Genomic DNA, 19,088 nt, shown 5'->3' with positions numbered 1-19,088 from the left:
GCCTACACCTTCAACTGGAGCAACGGCGCAACCACGGAGGATGTCAGCAACTTGACTGCCGGCAACTACAGCGTCACGATCACCGATGCCAATGGCTGTTCAACGACAAGCAACTTCACGCTCACCGAGCCTGACCAACTGCGTGTGCAGTCGATCACCTCTGCAACCTTCGAATGCGGCTACAACATCAGCTGCAACGGAGCAAGCGACGGTTCGATCAACTTGACCCCCGAAGGTGGCGCAACTTGTGGCCTACACCTACAACTGGAGCAACGGCGCAACGACCGAGGACCTCGGCGGCCTGACCGCCGGCACCTACAGTGTCACGGTCACCGACGCCAACGGTTGCAGCACCACCGCAAGCATCACGCTCACCGAGCCTGCCTTGCTGCAAAGCAGCGGCGTCGCCGCGACCTACGCTTGCGGAACGAATGTCTCTTGCAACGGCGCCAATGACGGTTCGATCAACCTGACCGCCACCGGCGGCGCGGATTGCAGGGCCTACACCTTCAACTGGAGCAACGGCGCGACGACCGAGGACGTCTCGGGCTTGACCGCCGGCACATATAGCGTGACGGTGACCGACGCCAATGGTTGCAGCACGACCTCGAGCTTCACACTCACCGAACCTGCTCTCCTCCAAAGCAGCGGTGTGGCAGCAACTTATGTCTGCGGAACGAACGTGTCTTGCAACGGTGCAAGCGACGGCAGCATCAACCTGACCGCCACCGGCGGTGCAACCTGTGCAGCCTACAGCTACGCTTGGAGCAACGGTGCGACGACCGAGGACATCAGCGGCTTGACCGCGGGTACCTATACGGTGACAGTCACCGACGTGAACGGCTGCAGCACGACCTCGACCTTCACCCTGACACAGCCTGCTGTGTTGGAGAAGACGAACTTCAGCAGCCCGACCTTTGCTTGCGGTTACAACATCAGCTGCAACGGGGGCAACAACGGCGCGATCAACCTGGATGTGACCGGTGGCGCGTCTTGCGTGGCCTACACCTACATCTGGAGCGACGGTGCAACGACCGAAGACCGTACGGGCCTGAGCGCAGGCTTCTATTCGGTGACGGTGACCGATGCCAACGGCTGTTCATTCACCGACGGCATCACCCTGACCGAGCCTGCGCTGTTGACGGTGGCGATTTCGAGCCCGGTACAGGTTTGCGGCTACAACATCAGCTGCAACGGCGGCTCTGACGGCATCGTGGCGATGACGGTGGCTGGCGGTGCCTCTTGCACGGGCTACACCTACCTGTGGAGCAATGGCGCAACGACCGAGGACCTGACCAACGTCGCTGCGGGCACCTACACGGTGACTGTAACTGACGCAAACGGATGTGTGGCAACGGGAAGCATCACGCTGACCCAACCTGCACCGCTTGTGATCACCTCAACCCCTGCACTCACCTACGTGGGCGGCTACAACATCCGCTGCTATGGCGAGGCGAATGGTGAGTTCACCGTGAACTGGAACGGCGGCGCAACATGCGTGAACGGAACGGTGACCATCAGCGGTCCGCTGACTGTCACGCAATCTGGCTTGGGCACGACGACGTTCAGCGGCTTGGTTGCCGGCACTTACAGCATCCTGGTGACGGACGCCAATGGTTGCACGACCACAAGCAGCATCACCCTGACGCAGCCTGCGGCTGTGGTCAGCAATGCAGGACCTGATCAGTGTGTACTCTTCGGTTACACGACCAACAACTGTGCAACCCTCGTGGGAACACAGACGGGCGGGGTGGCACCTTACACGGTAAGCTGGAACATCGGTTCGTCGACCGGAACATTGGTGAGCAACAGCTCAACGGTGACCGTTTGCCCATCGGTAACGACGACGTACTGCTACACGGTGACCGATGCCAACGGCTGTACCTACACCGATTGCATGGTGGTGAACGCCACTGACATCCGCTGCGGAAACGGTTTGACGAAGGTCACCATTTGCCACACGCCTCCCGGCAACACTGGCAATCCGCAGACGCTGTGTATTGCAGCCAACGCTGTTGGACAGCACATCCCGGGCCACACGGCTGACTACCTCGGTGCTTGCGGTGCGGTGTCGCCATGTACCAACCTCAAGACCGACGAGCCAAGCAGCGCAGCTGCCGCTCAAGACGGTGGCGAGGCGGAATTGGCAGCCTTCCCGAACCCCTTCAGCAGCATGACCACGGTGCGCTTCAGCTTGCCACAGGATGGTGCTGCCGAGTTGCGTGTGTTCAGCATGACGGGTGAGCAAGTTGCAGTCTTGTTTGACGGCATGGCCGAAGCCAACCGCAACTACGAAGTCGAATGGAAGCCTGAAAACGTCGCTCAAGGCATCTACTTCGCCAAGCTGATCACCAGCAACGGCGAGGTGATGACCAAGAAGCTGGTCTTGAACAGGTAATCAGTTGTCAATGTAGAATTGCGAAGCAATCAGCGCAGCATTGATCATTGAGAATGGAGAATTGGCAGTCGGAGGTCCCTTTGGGGATGGCCGGCTGCCAATTTGGTTTTTGAGGGCTTATTCGTTGGAATCATTCCTTGAACTGTTCAGCCGATATGACGGTCCTCTGGGCTCGAACTGTTTCCTCGAACTGATCATCGATATGTTCCCGCGATAGGGGTAGGAGGGGACCCGCCGGAGGTGGGTGTCTGCAAGACCGCAGCCCCGCATGACCCGACCCGCGCTTGCGCGGGGATCGCCCGCAAGATCTTAACTCGCGTACTTTGCGTTCATTCGATGAAGACGGTTGGAATGGATTATTTCGTCAACAAATGCAGCAACCTGCGAAACTGTCCGGTTCTCAGAAAGGCGGGGTCTGCGAATCCGCTTTTGGTTTTCGCAATGCGGGAGGTGAGCTTCATTGTCGCGGTCAAGGCGAGCGGAAAATGCCGTGAGGCTGTGCTGCGCACCATACCTATTTCGTGGATCGGGTTGTTGACTTGGATGGTGCGGATGAGTACGTCCATTGGGGTGGCGTGTTTGTCGGTGATCATGACAAAGTCGAATGTGCTTTTGGGCGCATGGGCGAAAATCTGCTCGATCAATTCGCGGCTCGCTTTCAGGTCGTCGATGTCGCCGTCGGTGTAGATCACGAAATTGGTGAAGCCGACAAAGGATTCTTCGAATTTTTTGCGGTAGGCTACCTTTTCGATGACTTGAAGCAGGGCAGGAGCGAGGTAGGTCATCGTGTTCAGGCCGCCGTGTACCTTCTCGATGCGCTTGCCAATTTCGACCGGATTGTCTCCGGGTTCGGCGAGCAGGATCGGATTCAGCGGACCAAACATCGTAATATATGTGTCGTAGCCTGCCATTTTGCTGGCCATAAAGTCGATCACCGCCTCTTGAATGGCCTTGTCCATCGGAAGGGGCTGACTGCCAAAGGTCATCGAGCGCGAGCCGTCAATGAGAATGATGCGTGTCGGTCGTGTAACAGCCGAAAGGCGATCGTCCTTTTTGAACATGCTCAGGTGCTCTTTGTCAAATTTTTCCTGCTTGGAGATGCGTTCGATGAGGCTTTGCATCTTGGCTTGGTCAAATCTGCGCAAGTCACCGCCCGGTGGAATAAGCTGATGCTTTTTGGAAACCCGGAAAATGAGTTTGAGTTGGGCGTCCTTCAGCTTTTCCAAGGCTTTGGCCATGACGGCGATGACCGGACCATGCAAGGCCACGCGGCGATTGAAGTCTTCCCAATTGCCTTTTGCGAGTTGGTCAAGGCTCATTTGAGGCGGGATGTCGAATTTCATCGCCTCCTTTTGCTCCTGATCTCGTTCCTGCGGCTTGCGCCGTTCCTCTTTGTGGGCCTCGCTTTCTTCGTTGGCTTTCAGGGCCTCGAGCAATTCCTCGATGGAGGCCATGGACTCGTCGGGCGTATTTTCCCGGTCGAGCACCCCCTTGCTGTCGGGGTTGCCGCCCTTGGCATCGCCACGGTCACCGCCTTGGTCCTTGGGCTTTTCCTCCTCAGGCTTCTGCTCCGGTGGAAGGGTTTCGTCTTCCACCTCACGGATCAATTCGGCTTCGGGATTTTCTTCGTCTTCAACGACTTCCTCCTCGGCGGTGCTGTCTTCCTTAAATTCGACAAGTTCCTTGAATTGCTCCATGAGCTCTTTCATGAGCTCTTCGAGTTCCTCGGGGGAAACTTCCTGCGGCGGCTCGGCAGGGGCATCCTTTTGCTCGACGTCGTCGGGCCGCTCGACCTCGTCTTGTTCAAGCGCATCGTCGGGTTTGGTTTCCGCGCCTTCGGGGGCGGGGCCTTCCATTTCCTTTTCTTTGCGGTCCTTTTCGTCCTCCTTCTCTTCCTTTTCCTCTTTTTCGGGCTTCTCTTTCTTTTCGGCAGGCTTGTCGGGGGCGCCCGAACCGCCACTGTCGGGTTCGCTGCCTTGTTCCTGATCCTTTTCCTGCTGATCGCCGTCGTCCCCGGAATCATTGCTGTCCTCGGGGGGAGATTCGGCCGAATCCCCTGCACTTTCATCTTCGCCGTCGCCGCCGCCCGAATCGTCGGGCTCACTTTCGGAGGGTTTTTCGTCGCCTTCCTTCTCTTCTTCAGGCTTTTCCATTTTCTTCTTGGAATCCTGATCAGCTTCGGATGGCGGATTGGGGTTGTCGTCGTTGTTTTTCTTTTCCTCCTCTTTGTCGTCTTTGTCCTCGTCCTTTTTCTTGTCTTTCTTCGGAGGTGGCGGCGTATGGTTCATTTCCATTTGGAAACGGTCCATCGAATCGTCCACTTCGTCAGGTTTTTGTTCGGTAATTTGGTCCACAAGATCTTGGGCATACAATTGCCAGATTTCGTGGATCAATTCGAAGCGTTTTTTGGAATAGGCCTCGGCTAATTCACCATAATATTCAGGGCCGCCTGCCATTTCTGCGAGGTCTGGAAAATAATATTCCACCTCCTCGCACATTTGCATCAGTTGTTGGAATGCAGCCTCCTGTGAAAGCTTGAATTCGGGGAGATTGCGGTCACGACCTTCGATCCAATCGGGGCGCGCCATCAAGGATTCCCATCCGGCTAAGGTATTGGGAAACAATCCATTGTTGGCGCAAAATACCCGGCTGATGATGAAAGTGAGATTCTTGAAGCGCTGCTGCGGGCTGTCCTCCGAATAAATGACCTCCTGTCGCGTAAATCTCCGGCCAACATCCCCAATTGCCGTGTACCAATAATTCAAAGAATAGGCATAATCCTGCCCCAATACTTTTCCGATTTCAGCGGTATAACGGTTGACGCAATTGTCTTCGCAGGCATTCAGAAAATATTGTTTGAGGCGCAAGACTTGGCTTGCCTCCATTGCCTGATCGTCGTCGAGTTCGGAAACGGCTGTGTTCAGGTCTTGGATATAGTCCGGAACCCCTCTTGTTTGCACGGCATGGCCGATTTCGTGCACCGTGCAGGCCCGCGCATGGTCAAATCCGACGAGCAGGGAATACAATAAATCACAGTTGATCCGACCCGGCGCCGGATTCACAGCATAATAAAACCAGGATCCCGGCGCGCCCCATCCGACCATAATATCCGTTCGGCGGAGGAGGTTGTAAATATGTGAACCGAAGATGGCCCGGAGGTACCGAACTTGGTGGCAAGCGAGCAATTGTTGCCAAAGGGCGCTTTTGACGAGGTCGAATCCATTTTTGCGACGACTTTCCGGCCAAGCCCGCATTAGGTAGGGGTTATAGATCAGAAAGAGGATATGGGCGCCCCAAACCAATTGCTGTTCGGGTGTTTCGAGGCGAATGTCACGCGGCGCTTGCCCGGTCGTAATGCCTTTGAACGCGTTGTCAATTTCCTGATCGAGCAGCCTGTCCTTGGCGACGGCCTGCAATTCGACCATGATGTGCTTGAGTTCCTCGGCCGGGAAGATGTTGCCTTGCCAATCGCGGATGAGGCGCTCGATGGCCTGCTCGAGTTCGAGGTGGATCTTTTTGTCGGCGACGATGATCTTGAGGGATGTGATCAAGTCCCACATTTTGTCGGCGACACTTTTCTTTTCGGCGATGGCCGCGAGCAGGTCTTCGGTCTTGAATTTGATGTTCCACAGCTGACTCACGTTGACTTCGGCGGCCTCGAGGGCCTGCACGAGTCCATCGACCTGCTCCGCCTTGGCGGGATTGAAGCGGTCGGATGTGTTGATTTTGAGGAGTTTATCCGACAGGGCGTACCGCAGCCCGGTGAGGGGGAGGGTGACGAGTTCTTCGAGTGAGGCGGATGTGGACATCGTTTGCCGAAGATAATGGAGATTTTGGGAATGGGGAGAAGGGAATTAGAAATGAGAAATTAGAAATGAGTAATCGCGCCAACAAATGAGAAACGAAGTTCAGCGCAGCTAAATGAAAATCAACGGTTCAAGGAATGTGATCAGCCTTGTAGAAGGATGCCTGTTCGAGTCTTTGTGCCCTCTGCGAACCTTTGCGCACTTTCCGTTTCAACTGACGAAAGAAAACGCAAAGTCTGCAGAGTTTTTTTGGATTCGCTTTTTTGAATCAATTGGGATGAGAAATTCGGTGAAGCTCGGCTGCTGTGGCTACACAGGAGGCAAATGTTCAGTCTACGTGCAGCAGGATGCCGCTGCTTCGCGCCCCCTCAAAAACAGAATTTGACAACCCAGAATCTCATCCGAGTTGGCAAATTGAGATGCCTTATCACACTGGCGATTTACCTTCTGCGGCCGCCCCTTGGACCTTTGTGGACCACGACTGCTTTGGTGCCGCCTCTTGGACCTTTGACGACCGTGACTTGGCGCTTTTGGTAATGCGCCCTTGCCGGACGGTAGTGGTTCACGACGACGACCGAGGTATGGCGGTGGGGGCGGTAAACCCCGTGCGCGACGACGACGCGGTGGGTGGTTACGGGACGGTAATGCGCGCGGAAGGGTGCACATAGAATATGGTGTCTGCGCCAAGGCGCCGGACGCCATGGGCGGTACCAGCCTGGGTAGTGCCGCCATTTCCAAGGTGAAACATAGGGACGGTAAGCAGGTGCGTACACAAACCGCACGGTCGACCAGCCCCAGACATTGACGACCACGGCAGGGGAATAGGTGATTTCGGGCATGGCGGGTCCGCGGCCATTGCTGTTTTCTACGTCATCGCCGGTGGGTTCGACGATGACCTGTTCGCCGTAGACCTCTTCGTCACCGAGAATCTGCAGGATGGCTGAAGATTCACCGTTTTTCTCCAATTCGATGACGGCGATGTCTTGGGATTCGGTCTCATTGACAGGGACTTGCAATACGATGGCATGGGCATTGCCTTCGAGATGGTCCTCGACGCGGATGTAGTCCGTTTCGCCGTCTTGGTTGAGGTCGAGGTTGTTGACGCCGTTGGCTTCCGTATTGAGACGCTGCTCGAAGTCTTCGAGAGAGGTGGCCTCTTTAAACTGTTGAAGGGCGCCTTCAAGGCTGAAATTGTCACCGGGCATGCCGGTACTGTCTTGAATTCCAACGGCATCTGCCCCTTGGGCAAATGTGATGCCCGACCAAAGGCCGAGGCAGGTGAGGAGGGAGAGTAGCTTTTTTGCCAGTGATTTCAGGATGCTTTGGACTTGGATGGCGATGGTAGGAGTGGTTGCATCGGAAGGTTTGCTGCAACGTTTTTTTTCTTAAAGCAAATGAAATTCCCGTCAGTTACCAGCAGCCGGTCGGAAAAGTCAGCTCTGATGTTGTCGGATCGAGGTCGAAAATGGACTTGGCCAATCGACTAAATTGCAGGTCGATTTCGTTGGGCTTCGATCGGAATCGAATGGTTTATCCACATAAAGTCGGGCGATGCTGAAATCTCTTTCTGATCAAAATCCCACTGAATTCTTACATCCGTAATGGGCAACAATGACTTGCCAATTGGCACTGTATGGGGAGCTTTTGGGTCTTGGGGACTAGGTGTCGGGGAGGCATTTGAGTTTTGTGTCTAGTTAAGTATTTGATAAATAGAGTGTTGTGATTTTGCTTGACAGATCTCGATAGTTTGTCTCTGGGAATTGCGAATGCATCGGAACGGTCTCTCAGTCGTTGTATACTGGATTTTGAGGAAAGTTGAGTCCCGCGTTTTGCAGGATCCTTTTTTAAATGCGCTTGCTTTATGGTTATTTTCTTACTTACTTAGATTCGGTTTGCTGGAAGTCAATCAACTGTTTTGGACGAAGGCACACTTGGGGAAACCCACAATTGGTAGTTGAAACGGAACCGCATTGCCTTTTGGTGATGTGGTATAGTTGTTTATTGGGTTTGAAAATTGGTGAATGTTATGAAAATACGGAACGTTTTGAATGGCTCGATGCTTCTCGTCGGGATTCTTGCCTTTTTCGGAAGCGTCAAGGCGCAAGGTGGGGCGGTTCCTACCTCGAAAAGTGTGGACGGCATCATTGTGACTTCTCCCAATCGTGATGCAGCTGGTCGGCCGATCAATGCCTCGCCTTCTCCCATTGGAATCACGAAAGTCGCAACAGACGCATCCAGTGATTTGAATATGTCGTTTAGAATCCCCTCCGACAGTACAGCAGCTTTGCCCCTTGGCAATGGCATTGGCAAGCCTGCCCCGTTGTCGCCACCTTCAATCCCCGTAGTTCATCTAAACGAACCTAGGGTTCTCACGGAACAAGATAAGGCAAACGCTGCGGAGTCTATGGAGGAATATCATCGCATGAAGGCTAGCCATCCAACCAAGGAAGGCGATCAACTGCGTGTACCACAGCCCAACGATGCAACTGATCCCAAAAACAGGAGCAACCAATAATTCCCTCGCCTCAATCCAAGGAAGATTTCATCGCAAGACTTATGAGAATCCACAAATTTATTACCGGGTGCATTTTGGGAGTCGCCGTATTGGTTAGCCCAATGGTATTGTTAGCACAAGGCCAAGTAGTGCCAGGTCCGATTCCACAAAATGAGCATCAGCAAATGCTGGTCCAAAAGGAGGCTTGGATCAAAGCGCATCCTGAGGAGCAATTGATGGGAGGGGCGTCTAGTCTCGCACCTCAACCCAATTCCAGCATTCCGGCAATCGAAGATCTTCCAATTGGATTTCCAAAATTTCTTAGAACTGGAGATCAGGGAGTTGACGCAATGGCCCATGATCTTGCAAAACGCAGCTATTTGGAATCGAATGGTTGGATGTCGCCTTCGTCGGTAGGTAGCGAAACTCCCGTTGAACAGGGTATTCCAACAAACGAAGAGCTTTTGCGTTCGCGGGCGCATCCAGATTATGGAAAGGAGAAACTCAAGGATTCGGCTGGAGTTGTAGTTCCGGATTTTATTGAATTGGTGGACAGAAGAAGCGAGTTCTCCACCTATTTTTACAATCTTTCAACGGGTGCTATGTGCCTCAGGCAATCGGCGTTGACGCCCATCAATTACCTTGATAGGAATGGGAAATGGAGAAATGTTAAAGAGACCTTGGTTCCTGCGGGAATTGAAGGAAGGTATGTAATGAGTGAAATCAAGTATCCGATTGATTTTGATGCCCGCGATGCATCGGCATTTTTCCACCTTACGTCAAACGGCGAAGGCATCACTTTTGGAAAAACGAATCGCGTTTTTCAGATGAATAGCATAGGGGAAATTGTCAGCGAATCAAAAGGAAATACATCCCACAGAGCAATTGGGGAGCAGATATGTAACTACTCTAATTTCATGCCTAGCATGAATTATCAATTGCGCTTTGGTCTGGACGGTTTGAAATCCAGTTTTGAGGTGTTGGACAAGACCTTCCTTGCAACAACAGGGGAAGTTGTCGTTTTTGAGGAATCTTTTGAATTGCCTATCGGATGGAAAATCAGCAAGGATGTCTCGAGAGGCGCCGAAAAGCAATTGGGTTGGCAAGGAGACGTCATCATCACGGATGAATTCGGAAAAGTGAAGACTAGAATCCTCGAGGCAAACATCTGGGATAACTATAAGGGATTAGACAAGCTGGAAGAGCACCAGGTCCATGGTTTTTATGAAATTGTGGAGGTTTCCAGCAAGGAATGGCTTCTTCGATTGAAAATGCCTGCTTCTTGGTTCAAGGATCCAAGCAGAGTGTATCCGGTCACCGTAGACCCCGTAATTGTCACAGACTATTACCCGATCTATGGAACATCTTATTGCCCTGATGGGGCATTCCCAACGGGCTACTGCGGATACAATTATACTGTCAACGGCTTGCCGGTTAACTCAACTGTTTATGACACGCGCAGCTACTGTACAATTTATTCGCAAAATGCAGGTTATGGATCAGAGATTCGCTACCGGGTATCTGGACCTGCTGGAAACAACGGAACCTCTTTGTCGGGCATCTGTTGCTCTAATCGTACGGATGTATTTGATGTTTGGGGATCCTACGGGAATGGCGTATCTTCTGGATCGGTAACGTATACGAATTGGGAAGGGAATACTTGGCCCTACACTTACACTTTCTGCAACACCCAATACCACTATATTAACAGGCAATATTTCGAAGTATACTATACAGCTCCCAGGCCTTGCGGCAGTTGTACCCCGGCTGATGCCGCATTAGGTACGATTGGAACATCTGTCTATGCCTACAACGTTTCCGGAAACTGTGGAAACGGCGGCGCATATGTGGCCAGCTTCAACGGGGAAGCGGGCTACATTTATCACTTTGACCTCTGCCCCAATGCACCTGGAAGTGGCAATATTACTTCCAACTGGGATCCAGATATCAAGATCACAAATTCAGCTTGTGGGATACTTTCTGGAGTGGACGGTTCATGCTCTGGGGCCTTCAATACTTGGCAGCCAAACGATTTCCAATGGACATGTCCCTCGAGTGGAACCTATTATGTGATCATTGCCCCTTATTATTCCTATAATTCGCATGCCTGTACTGGAACCTCGGCAAATGCGTTTACCATGAACTACTACAAGGAACTTGCCTGTCCAACTCCTACGCCAGGTAGCATTTCCCCGTCTGCCTCCACGATTTGCCTTGGATCCGCAGTGAATATCAATAGTAGTGTCAACTCCACGAATGGTGGGGGCGCCTCCTCTCTTTTTATCGAGTGGTACCGCAACAACCCAAGCAATGGTCAATGGGAATACCTAGGACAAAACAACTCTCAGTCTCTTGCTGGCAACGTGCCGTCAGTTGCCGGCACATGGACTTACTTGCGAAGAACATGGACTTCGTGTTATACAAATTGTAGCCCTAGCTGCATCGATGCAACGACAACGGTGACTGTATCTGCGACTTCCGTTGGCGGTACAGTGAGCCCTGCCTCTCAAACAATCTTTGGTTGCAGTGGTGTCGTACCAACACAACATACCTTGTCAGGGCACGTTGGAACGGTTGTTCAATGGGAATATGCACCGCCTGGCGGCGGTTTTGTGAACTGGGGAGGCGGCGGCAGCACCACTGCACCGAGCAACTGTTGTTTCACAACTGTCGGCACTTGGCAAGTACGCGCTCTGGTGCAAAACGGAGCCTGCCCTGCTGTATACTCATCAGTGGCCCAAGTTATCGTTACAGCACCTTCAGGTAGCCCATTCTCCTACATTAACGATGGACAATGGTATAACTATGGTTTCAACGACTACTTCAATAACAATGGTGGGTACCGCGGTTATTATGTCCGCAATTCGCTTTCCAATATTTCTACAAACGATTGGGGTAGCGGTAGCAATCCCAGCACCGCAGCTGGTTGGAATGGTTGTTCAGTAACCGATGACAACCACACTTTCCGTATGATGCGGCAAGGTTTCCCTTGCGGTCTTTACAGTGTTTCAATTGACTTCGACGACAATTATTGGCTCTACATCAATGGAACACTTGTAGCCAACGGTGGTTGTTGCGCAACCAATGCATTCATTGGGAATTACTATTTGACTGCTGGTTCGACCGTGCTTCTTGACATTCAGGAGTTTGGCGGCGGTTCATATGGTGCTGTGAGATTGACGCCAATCTCTGCCAATGGCGGATCCATATCTGGTGGAGGCCAAACGATCTGTGCGAGTGGGGATCCGAGCATCCTAGCAAATTCTACGGCCGCTGTTGGCGCTGGCAGTGTCAGTTACCAATGGGAGCAGCAAGTCAATTGTACAGGCGGCTTCACTACTATCTCTGGAGCAACGGCTGCAAGTTATGATCCGCCATCAGGATTGGCTTCGACAACTTGTTTTAGACGTCGTGCCACCGATTTGTGCGGTGTTGTTACTTATTCCAATACGGTTACAATAAATGTTACTCCATCACCTACCGTAAACGCTGGTGCCAATCAATCGATTTGCTCCGGTTCGTCAACCACGCTCAATGCGACTTCCAACGGATCAGTATTTTCTTGGAGTCCAAGTGCTGGATTGTCGAATCCTTCAGCCCTTAATCCGATCGCATCTCCAACTTCGACCACAACCTATACTTTGACGGCAAGTACCGTGTCGCAAATCTCCTACAATGAGAATTTTACTCAAAGCGCCATTCCGGTTACTCAAGCCACCAACTGGTGTAACTTCAGAAGTCAACTATTGGGTTCCTACAACTATACAAGTTTGGTTGTTCGTGGCTCTCAGAATCCAGGCGGATTGACGGTTACCAATCCAGCATCTGTTTTGGCGATTGCCAACGCTTTGCGCACTGGTACGGCTGTAACGATCGTCGATGGTGCCAATACCTGGAATGTGTCTACAGGTTGCGTGGCAGGATTATCACCTTGCTCTGGATCTCCTGGTGTGGTTTTGCACGTAAACACGAGTTCTTGCAATTGCGATGGAGCAGGCCCTTTTGTCGTCCGTCCTGAGATCAACAACGAAAACTGGGGCGGTTTGGGAACTGGAACGTGTACCGCTGTTTCGCAGAACATGGAAGTGACATTTTTCCTTGGTGGAAGCTGTTCTTCGACATCTTCCACAACCGTCACCGTGAATCCATACCCAGTGGTGACCGTTTCTGGCACCAATTCAATCTGCACGGGGCAATCCACGACGCTTACAGCAACGGGTGGTGGTACCTACGCTTGGAGCAATGGCGCAACCACCGCCTCCATTAACGTTGCACCAACCTCCACTACAACTTATACAGTCACCGTGACCAACAATGGTTGCGCATCGACTGGATCTCGTACGGTCACCGTGAACCCACTTCCCGTTGCAGCCATCTCAGGCACGAATACAATTTGTACGGGTAGTTCAACGACGCTGACTGCTACTGGTGGTGGCACATATCTATGGAGCACAGGTTCAACGGCTGCTTCGATTTCCGTGAGTCCAACGGTAACAACCACTTACACGGTAACGGTTACAAGTGGGGCAGGTTGTACAGCAACAGCAACACGCACAGTGACCGTGAATCCATTGCCTGTCGCTGCCATCACAGGCACCAACACGATTTGCAGCGGTCAAGCCACGACCTTGACCGCCTCCGGCGGCGGCACATATCTCTGGAGCACAGGTTCAACTGCTGCTTCGATTTCCGTGAGTCCGACGGCAACAACGACTTACACGGTAACAGTTACAAGCGGGGCAGGTTGTACAGCAACGGCAACGCGCACTGTGACCGTCAATCCATTGCCAGTCGCTGCAATCTCCGGAACCAACACCATTTGCAACGGTCAATCCACGACTTTGACCGCTTCCGGCGGCGGCACTTATCTTTGGAGCACGGGTTCAACTGCTGCTTCCATTTCTGTGAATCCAACTGCCACAACGACCTACACGGTTACCGTTACTAGCGGTGCTGGTTGTACAGCAACCGCAACGAGAACGGTGATGGTCAATCCGCTACCAGCCGCAGCAGCTACGAGTGCAACGATTTGCAACGGGCAAACTGCCACGATCACGGCTTCCGGCGGTGGCACATATCTCTGGAGCAACGGTGCGATATCGGCTTCGATTTCGGTGAATCCAACATCGACGACGACCTACACGGTGACAGTGACCAGTGTTGCAGGTTGCACGGCTACGGCATCTGGCACGGTGACCGTCAATCCATTGCCAGTCGCAGCAATCTCTGGAACCAACACGATTTGCAACGGTCAATCCACGACCTTGACCGCCTCCGGCGGCGGCACATATCTCTGGAGCACGGGTTCAACTGCTGCTTCCATTTCTGTGAATCCAACTGCAACGACGACCTACACGGTTACCGTTACAAGCGGCGCCGGTTGTACAGCAACCGCAACGAGAACGGTGACGGTCAATCCGCTACCAGCCGCAGCAGCTACGAGTGCAACGATTTGCAACGGGCAAACTGCCACGATCACGGCTTCCGGCGGTGGTACATATCTCTGGAGCAATGGTGCGATATCGGCTTCGATTTCGGTGAATCCAACATCGACGACAACCTACACTGTGACAGTGACCAGTGTTGCAGGTTGCACGGCTACGGCATCTGGAACGGTTACAGTCAATCCGTTGCCGGTTGCAGCAATCTCTGGAACCAACACGATTTGCAACGGTCAATCCACGACCATGACCGCCTCCGGCGGCGGCACTTATCTCTGGAGCACGGGTTCAACATCGGCTTCGATTTCGGTGAATCCGACCACAACGACGACCTACACGGTCACGGTTACCAGCGGCGCCGGTTGCACCTCGACTGCAACGCGCACGGTGACGGTCAATCCGTTGCCGGTGGCTGTGGTCACAGGTAGCACGAATATTTGCTTCGGATCCTCTGCGACGCTGACTGCCTCGGGAGGAGCGACCTACGCTTGGAACACCGGCGCAACGACACCAACGTTAACGGTTTCGCCTACGGCTACCACGACTTACACGGTGACGGTGACGAGCGCGTCAGGATGTACTTCCACTGCCACAGGCACCATTACGGTAACCCCAGCAACAACGGTCTCTAACGCAGGTCCCGATCAGGCAACTTGCAACACGACCACAACGCTTGCGGCCAATACCCCGGTCAACGGTACCGGTTCATGGAGCATCATCACGGGAACCGGCGGTTCGATCGCAACCGCTTCCAGTCCGACTTCTTCCTTCACGGGCGTAGCCGGCAATAGCTACACCCTGCGCTGGACGATCTCGAATACACCTTGTTTGGCCTCGACCGATGATGTGGTCATCACGATCAACACCGGTTCGACCCAACCTTCCTCCATTTCTGGCACGACCACGGTTTGCAACGGAACCCCGACAATGCTCACACAAGTGGGTGGCATTTTGGGAACCGGCGCGGTTTACAACTGGTATTCGGGAAGCTGCGGAACCACGTTGGTGGGAACTGGAGCTTCTGTCACAGTTACTCCAACGGTTACAACAACGTATTTTGTGCGTGCAAGCGGCACCTGCAATACAACCAACTGCGCGACGGTGACGGTAACGGTCAATCAATTCACAGCTTCGAATGCAGGACCTGATCAATCGGTTTGTACCACAACTGCGACTTTGGCTGGCAATACCCCGACCACAGGTGGCGGCACCTGGACCCTGGTCAGCGGTACCGGCACGATCACCACACCTACGAGCCCGACTTCGGGTGTCACAGGCTTGGGTGTCGGACCGAATACCTTCCGCTGGACATTGTTGAACGGCCTTTGCGCGGATTCGCAGGATGATGTCGTGATCACACGCGACAATACACCTCCTACGATCGTTTGCCCTGCTCCAATCACGATGTGTGCCGATGGATTCTGCCAGGCAACGGTTCCGAATTTCATCACCACGGGTACCACGCTGATCACCAACAGCAGCACGGACTTCTTCGGAGGTCAAGGCTATCGCAACTGGTTCTACGGTCAATATTTCGCCAACTCCTCCAACAACTTTACGAATCTTCCGACCTGGACTGGATTCGTATGGCAGGACGCCCAAGCATTCAGCACGCCTTATTTGGATGCGAATGGTGGCCACCCTGGTGTGAATGACCTGAAATGGGCCGTTCGCAGGTGGATCAGCACGTATTCGGGAGCAGTCAATATCCGGATTCAATTCTATGACCGCAACACCTCTTGCGGCGACGGTGCCAACATCCGCGTCTTCAAAAACGGTGTGGAGATCCAGAATTACCTGAACATCCCCGGTTCGATGGTCACGCTGAATGTTCCTACCACAGTTGCCTGCGGCGACCGCATCGACTTCGCGATCGATCCGAAATTTGACGCAGGTTGTGACGACACACACTTCACCGCTGAAATCACGAGCACCAACACAGCGACTGTCAACGACAACTGCGGTGTCGCTTCGGTGACCCAAAGCCCTGCCTACCTTGCCAGTGCACCGATCGGGGTTTCTCCGATGACCCTGACAGCGACGGACGTGAACGGCAATACCGCGAACTGCACCTTCAACTTGAATGTTGTAGATCAGCAGGCTCCGGTTGCAATCTGCCGGAATGTAACGATCCAGTTGAATGCAGGCGGATCGGGTTCGGTGACTGCAGCAGCGGTGAACAACGGCAGCACGGATAACTGCGGTGTCCCGACGGTTTCGGTTGCACCATCCACCTTCGGATGCGCCAATGTCGGTGCCAACACGGTCACCCTGACGGCTACCGACGGTTCGGGCAATACGAATACCTGCACCGCTACGGTGACGGTCCAAGACGTGACCGCACCAACCGCAGTCTGCCAGAACGTGACAGTAGCCCTCAACGGCTCCGGCAATGCGACGGTCACGGCTACGCAGGTCAACAACGGTTCGTCAGACGCTTGCGGTTTGCAGCCATTGACAGTGAGCCCAAGCAGCTTCACTTGTGCCAACCGCGGCCCGAATACGGTGACCCTGACGGTACGCGACGTGAACAACAATCAGAGCACATGTACCGCAACGGTAACGGTGATCGACAACACCAATCCGACGATTGCCTGCCCTGCCAACATCAGCGTGAACAACACCTTGAATGCTTGCAGTGCACCTGTAACGTTCTCCGTAACGACAACGGATAACTGTTCTTCCAGCGTAGTGAGCAGCCCGGCAAGCGGCAGCACTTTTGCAATGGGAACGACAACGGTCAATGCAACTGCAACGGACGTAGCTGGAAACACCGCTGCTTGTTCATTCACGGTGACGGTCGTCGACAATCAACTCCCGACGATCACCTGCCCTGCGAACGTGACGGTGAACAACGATCCCGGACTTTGCAGCGCGGTGGTGAGCTACAGCACCCCGGCGGGCAGCGACAACTGCCCCGGTCAAACGACATTGCGCACCGCTGGTCTTGCTTCAGGCGCTGCCTTCCCGCTCGGCACAACCACCAACACCTATGTTGTGACCGCTGCGAATGGTCAAACTGCAACTTGCAGCTTCAACGTGACGGTGAATTCGCCGGAAATCAACGTGACCGGCAACTCGGTGACGATTGTCGACGGCGACTTGACCCCGACAGTGACGGATCATACCGATTTCGGTACGCCATTCCCTGCGGTTCCGGTCACAAGGACATTCACCATTCAAAACAGCGGCACCTCCAACCTGACGGTTTCGACCATCACGATGGCCGGTGCCCAGGCTTCGAATTTCACAGTCGGCGGCATCACCTTGCCTGCAACGGTTGCTCCGAGTGGAAGCACGACCTTCACGGTGACCTTCGTAGCATCTCCATTGGGTATCTACAATGCAACGGTGGTGATCAACAACACCGATTGCAACGAAAATCCTTATGACTTCGCAGTACGTGGTGAGGTAAGCTGTCAGCCACCTGCATTCAGCAGCTGCCCGGCCAACATCACTGTGAACACGGCGCTCAACCTCTGCACGCAAGTGGTCACCTACGCACCTGTCGTTACGGGCGCACCGACCCCAACGCTTGCCTACACGCTTTCGGGCGCAACCACAGGTTCGGGCACAGGTACAGGTTCCGGCACAACCTTCAACCGCGGAACGACAACGGTGACAATCACGGCGACGAATCCATGCGGTTCTGCGACTTGCAGCTTTACGGTAACGGTGAATGATGTACAGGCTCCGAATGCGATTTGCCAGAATGTGACGGTGAACTTGAACAGCGCCGGCAACGGCAGCACGACTGCCTCGGCAGTCAACAACGGTTCGAATGACGCTTGCGGCATTGCCACCACCACCCTGAACAACAGCAGCTTCACCTGCGCCAATTTGGGAGCCAACACGGTCATCCTCACTGTGACGGACGTCAATGGCAATAGCAGCACCTGCTCGGCAACTGTGACAGTGCGCGATTTGATCGCACCGACTGCGGTATGTTCGAATGCCACGGTTACCCTCAACAGCGTTGGCAATGGTTCGCTCGGTGCCTCGGTGGTTGGTCTCGGTTCCGGAGACAATTGTACGGTTTTCACTGCTAGCTTGACTCCGAATACGTTTACCTGCGCCAATCTTGGTGCGAATACCGTGATCCTCACCATCACCGACGGTAGCGGAAACTCCTCTACTTGCTCGGCGATTGCAACGGTAATCGACGTAACGCCTCCGGTAGTGGTATGCACGAATGCGTCGGTTCAATTGAATACCTTGGGTAACGGTTCGATCGGCGCATCAGTCGTTGGGCTTGGAACCGCTGATGCTTGCGGACCTTTCACCGCGACTGTAAGTCCAAATACCTTCACCTGTGCAAATGTCGGGGCTAATACTGTGGTCTTCACCGCTACGGATGCTTCAGGTAACAGCAGCACCTGTTCGGCCACGGTCACAGTCCAGGATCTTGTCGCCCCGATCGCCATTTGCCAGCCTGTGACGGTTCAACTGAACAGCGCCGGCAACGGCAGCACCACGGCCTCTGCAGTTAACAACGGCAGCAGCGACGCTTGCGGCATTGCCACCACAACGCTGAACAACAGCAGCTTCACCTGCGCCAATGTCGCCGGTCCGAACACGGTGATCCTCACGGTGACGGATGTCAACGGCAACAGCAGCACATGCTCGGCAGCGGTAACGGTTCAGGACAACATTGCCCCGATCGCGCTTTGCCAGCCTGTGACGGTGCAATTGAACAGCGCCGGAAACGGCAGCACGACGGCTTCGGCAGTCAACAACGGCAGCTCAGACGCTTGCGGCATTGCAACCACGACGCTGAACAACAGCAGCTTCACTTGCGCCAATGTCGGAGCCAACACGGTAATCCTCACCGTAACCGACGTCAACGGCAACAGCAGCCTGTTCGGCAGCGTACGGTTCAGGACAACATTGCGCCGATCGCGCTTTGCCAGCCTGTAACGGTCCAACTGAACAGCGCCGGCAACGGCAGC

At 53.8% G+C, this 19,088-nt stretch carries 5 protein-coding genes; 3 read left to right on the top strand and 2 right to left on the bottom strand.

Annotation, left to right across the window (positions count from 1 at the left end):
• The first annotated feature begins 235 nt into the window (after positions 1–235).
• Positions 236–2,398, top strand: coding sequence for a T9SS type A sorting domain-containing protein (locus IPN95_27410; protein ID MBK9453076.1), 2,163 nt, complete (start codon positions 236–238; stop codon positions 2,396–2,398).
• A gap of 356 nt (positions 2,399–2,754) precedes the next feature.
• Here the strand turns inward: IPN95_27410 and IPN95_27405 are convergent, their stop codons facing one another.
• Both IPN95_27405 and IPN95_27400 read right to left on the bottom strand, forming a co-directional pair.
• On the bottom strand, positions 2,755–6,207 hold the full coding sequence (locus IPN95_27405; protein ID MBK9453075.1) for a hypothetical protein: 3,453 nt from the start codon (positions 6,205–6,207) through the stop codon (positions 2,755–2,757).
• 437 nt (positions 6,208–6,644) lie between these two features.
• Positions 6,645–7,409: a hypothetical protein gene (locus tag IPN95_27400; protein MBK9453074.1), complete on the bottom strand. Its 765-nt coding sequence runs from the start codon at positions 7,407–7,409 to the stop codon at positions 6,645–6,647.
• Positions 7,410–8,230: 821 nt separating this feature from the next.
• Between IPN95_27400 and IPN95_27395 the strand changes: the two genes are divergently transcribed.
• Together IPN95_27395 and IPN95_27390 are read left to right on the top strand one after the other, a co-directional pair.
• Complete coding sequence (locus IPN95_27395) at positions 8,231–8,719, top strand: hypothetical protein (protein MBK9453073.1); 489 nt, start codon at positions 8,231–8,233, stop codon at positions 8,717–8,719.
• Positions 8,720–9,624: 905 nt separating this feature from the next.
• Positions 9,625–19,056 carry an HYR domain-containing protein gene (locus IPN95_27390; protein MBK9453072.1) on the top strand — a complete coding sequence of 3,144 codons (9,432 nt, stop codon included), beginning with the start codon at positions 9,625–9,627 and terminating at the stop codon, positions 19,054–19,056.
• Positions 19,057–19,088: the final 32 nt, after the last annotated feature.

This window comes from Bacteroidota bacterium (assembly GCA_016718825.1).
In the GTDB taxonomy this organism is placed as follows: Bacteria; Bacteroidota; Bacteroidia; order J057; family JADKCL01; genus JADKCL01.
The sequence above is the reverse complement of the archived record's forward strand: the minus strand, read 5'-3'. Positions and strand labels throughout refer to the sequence as shown.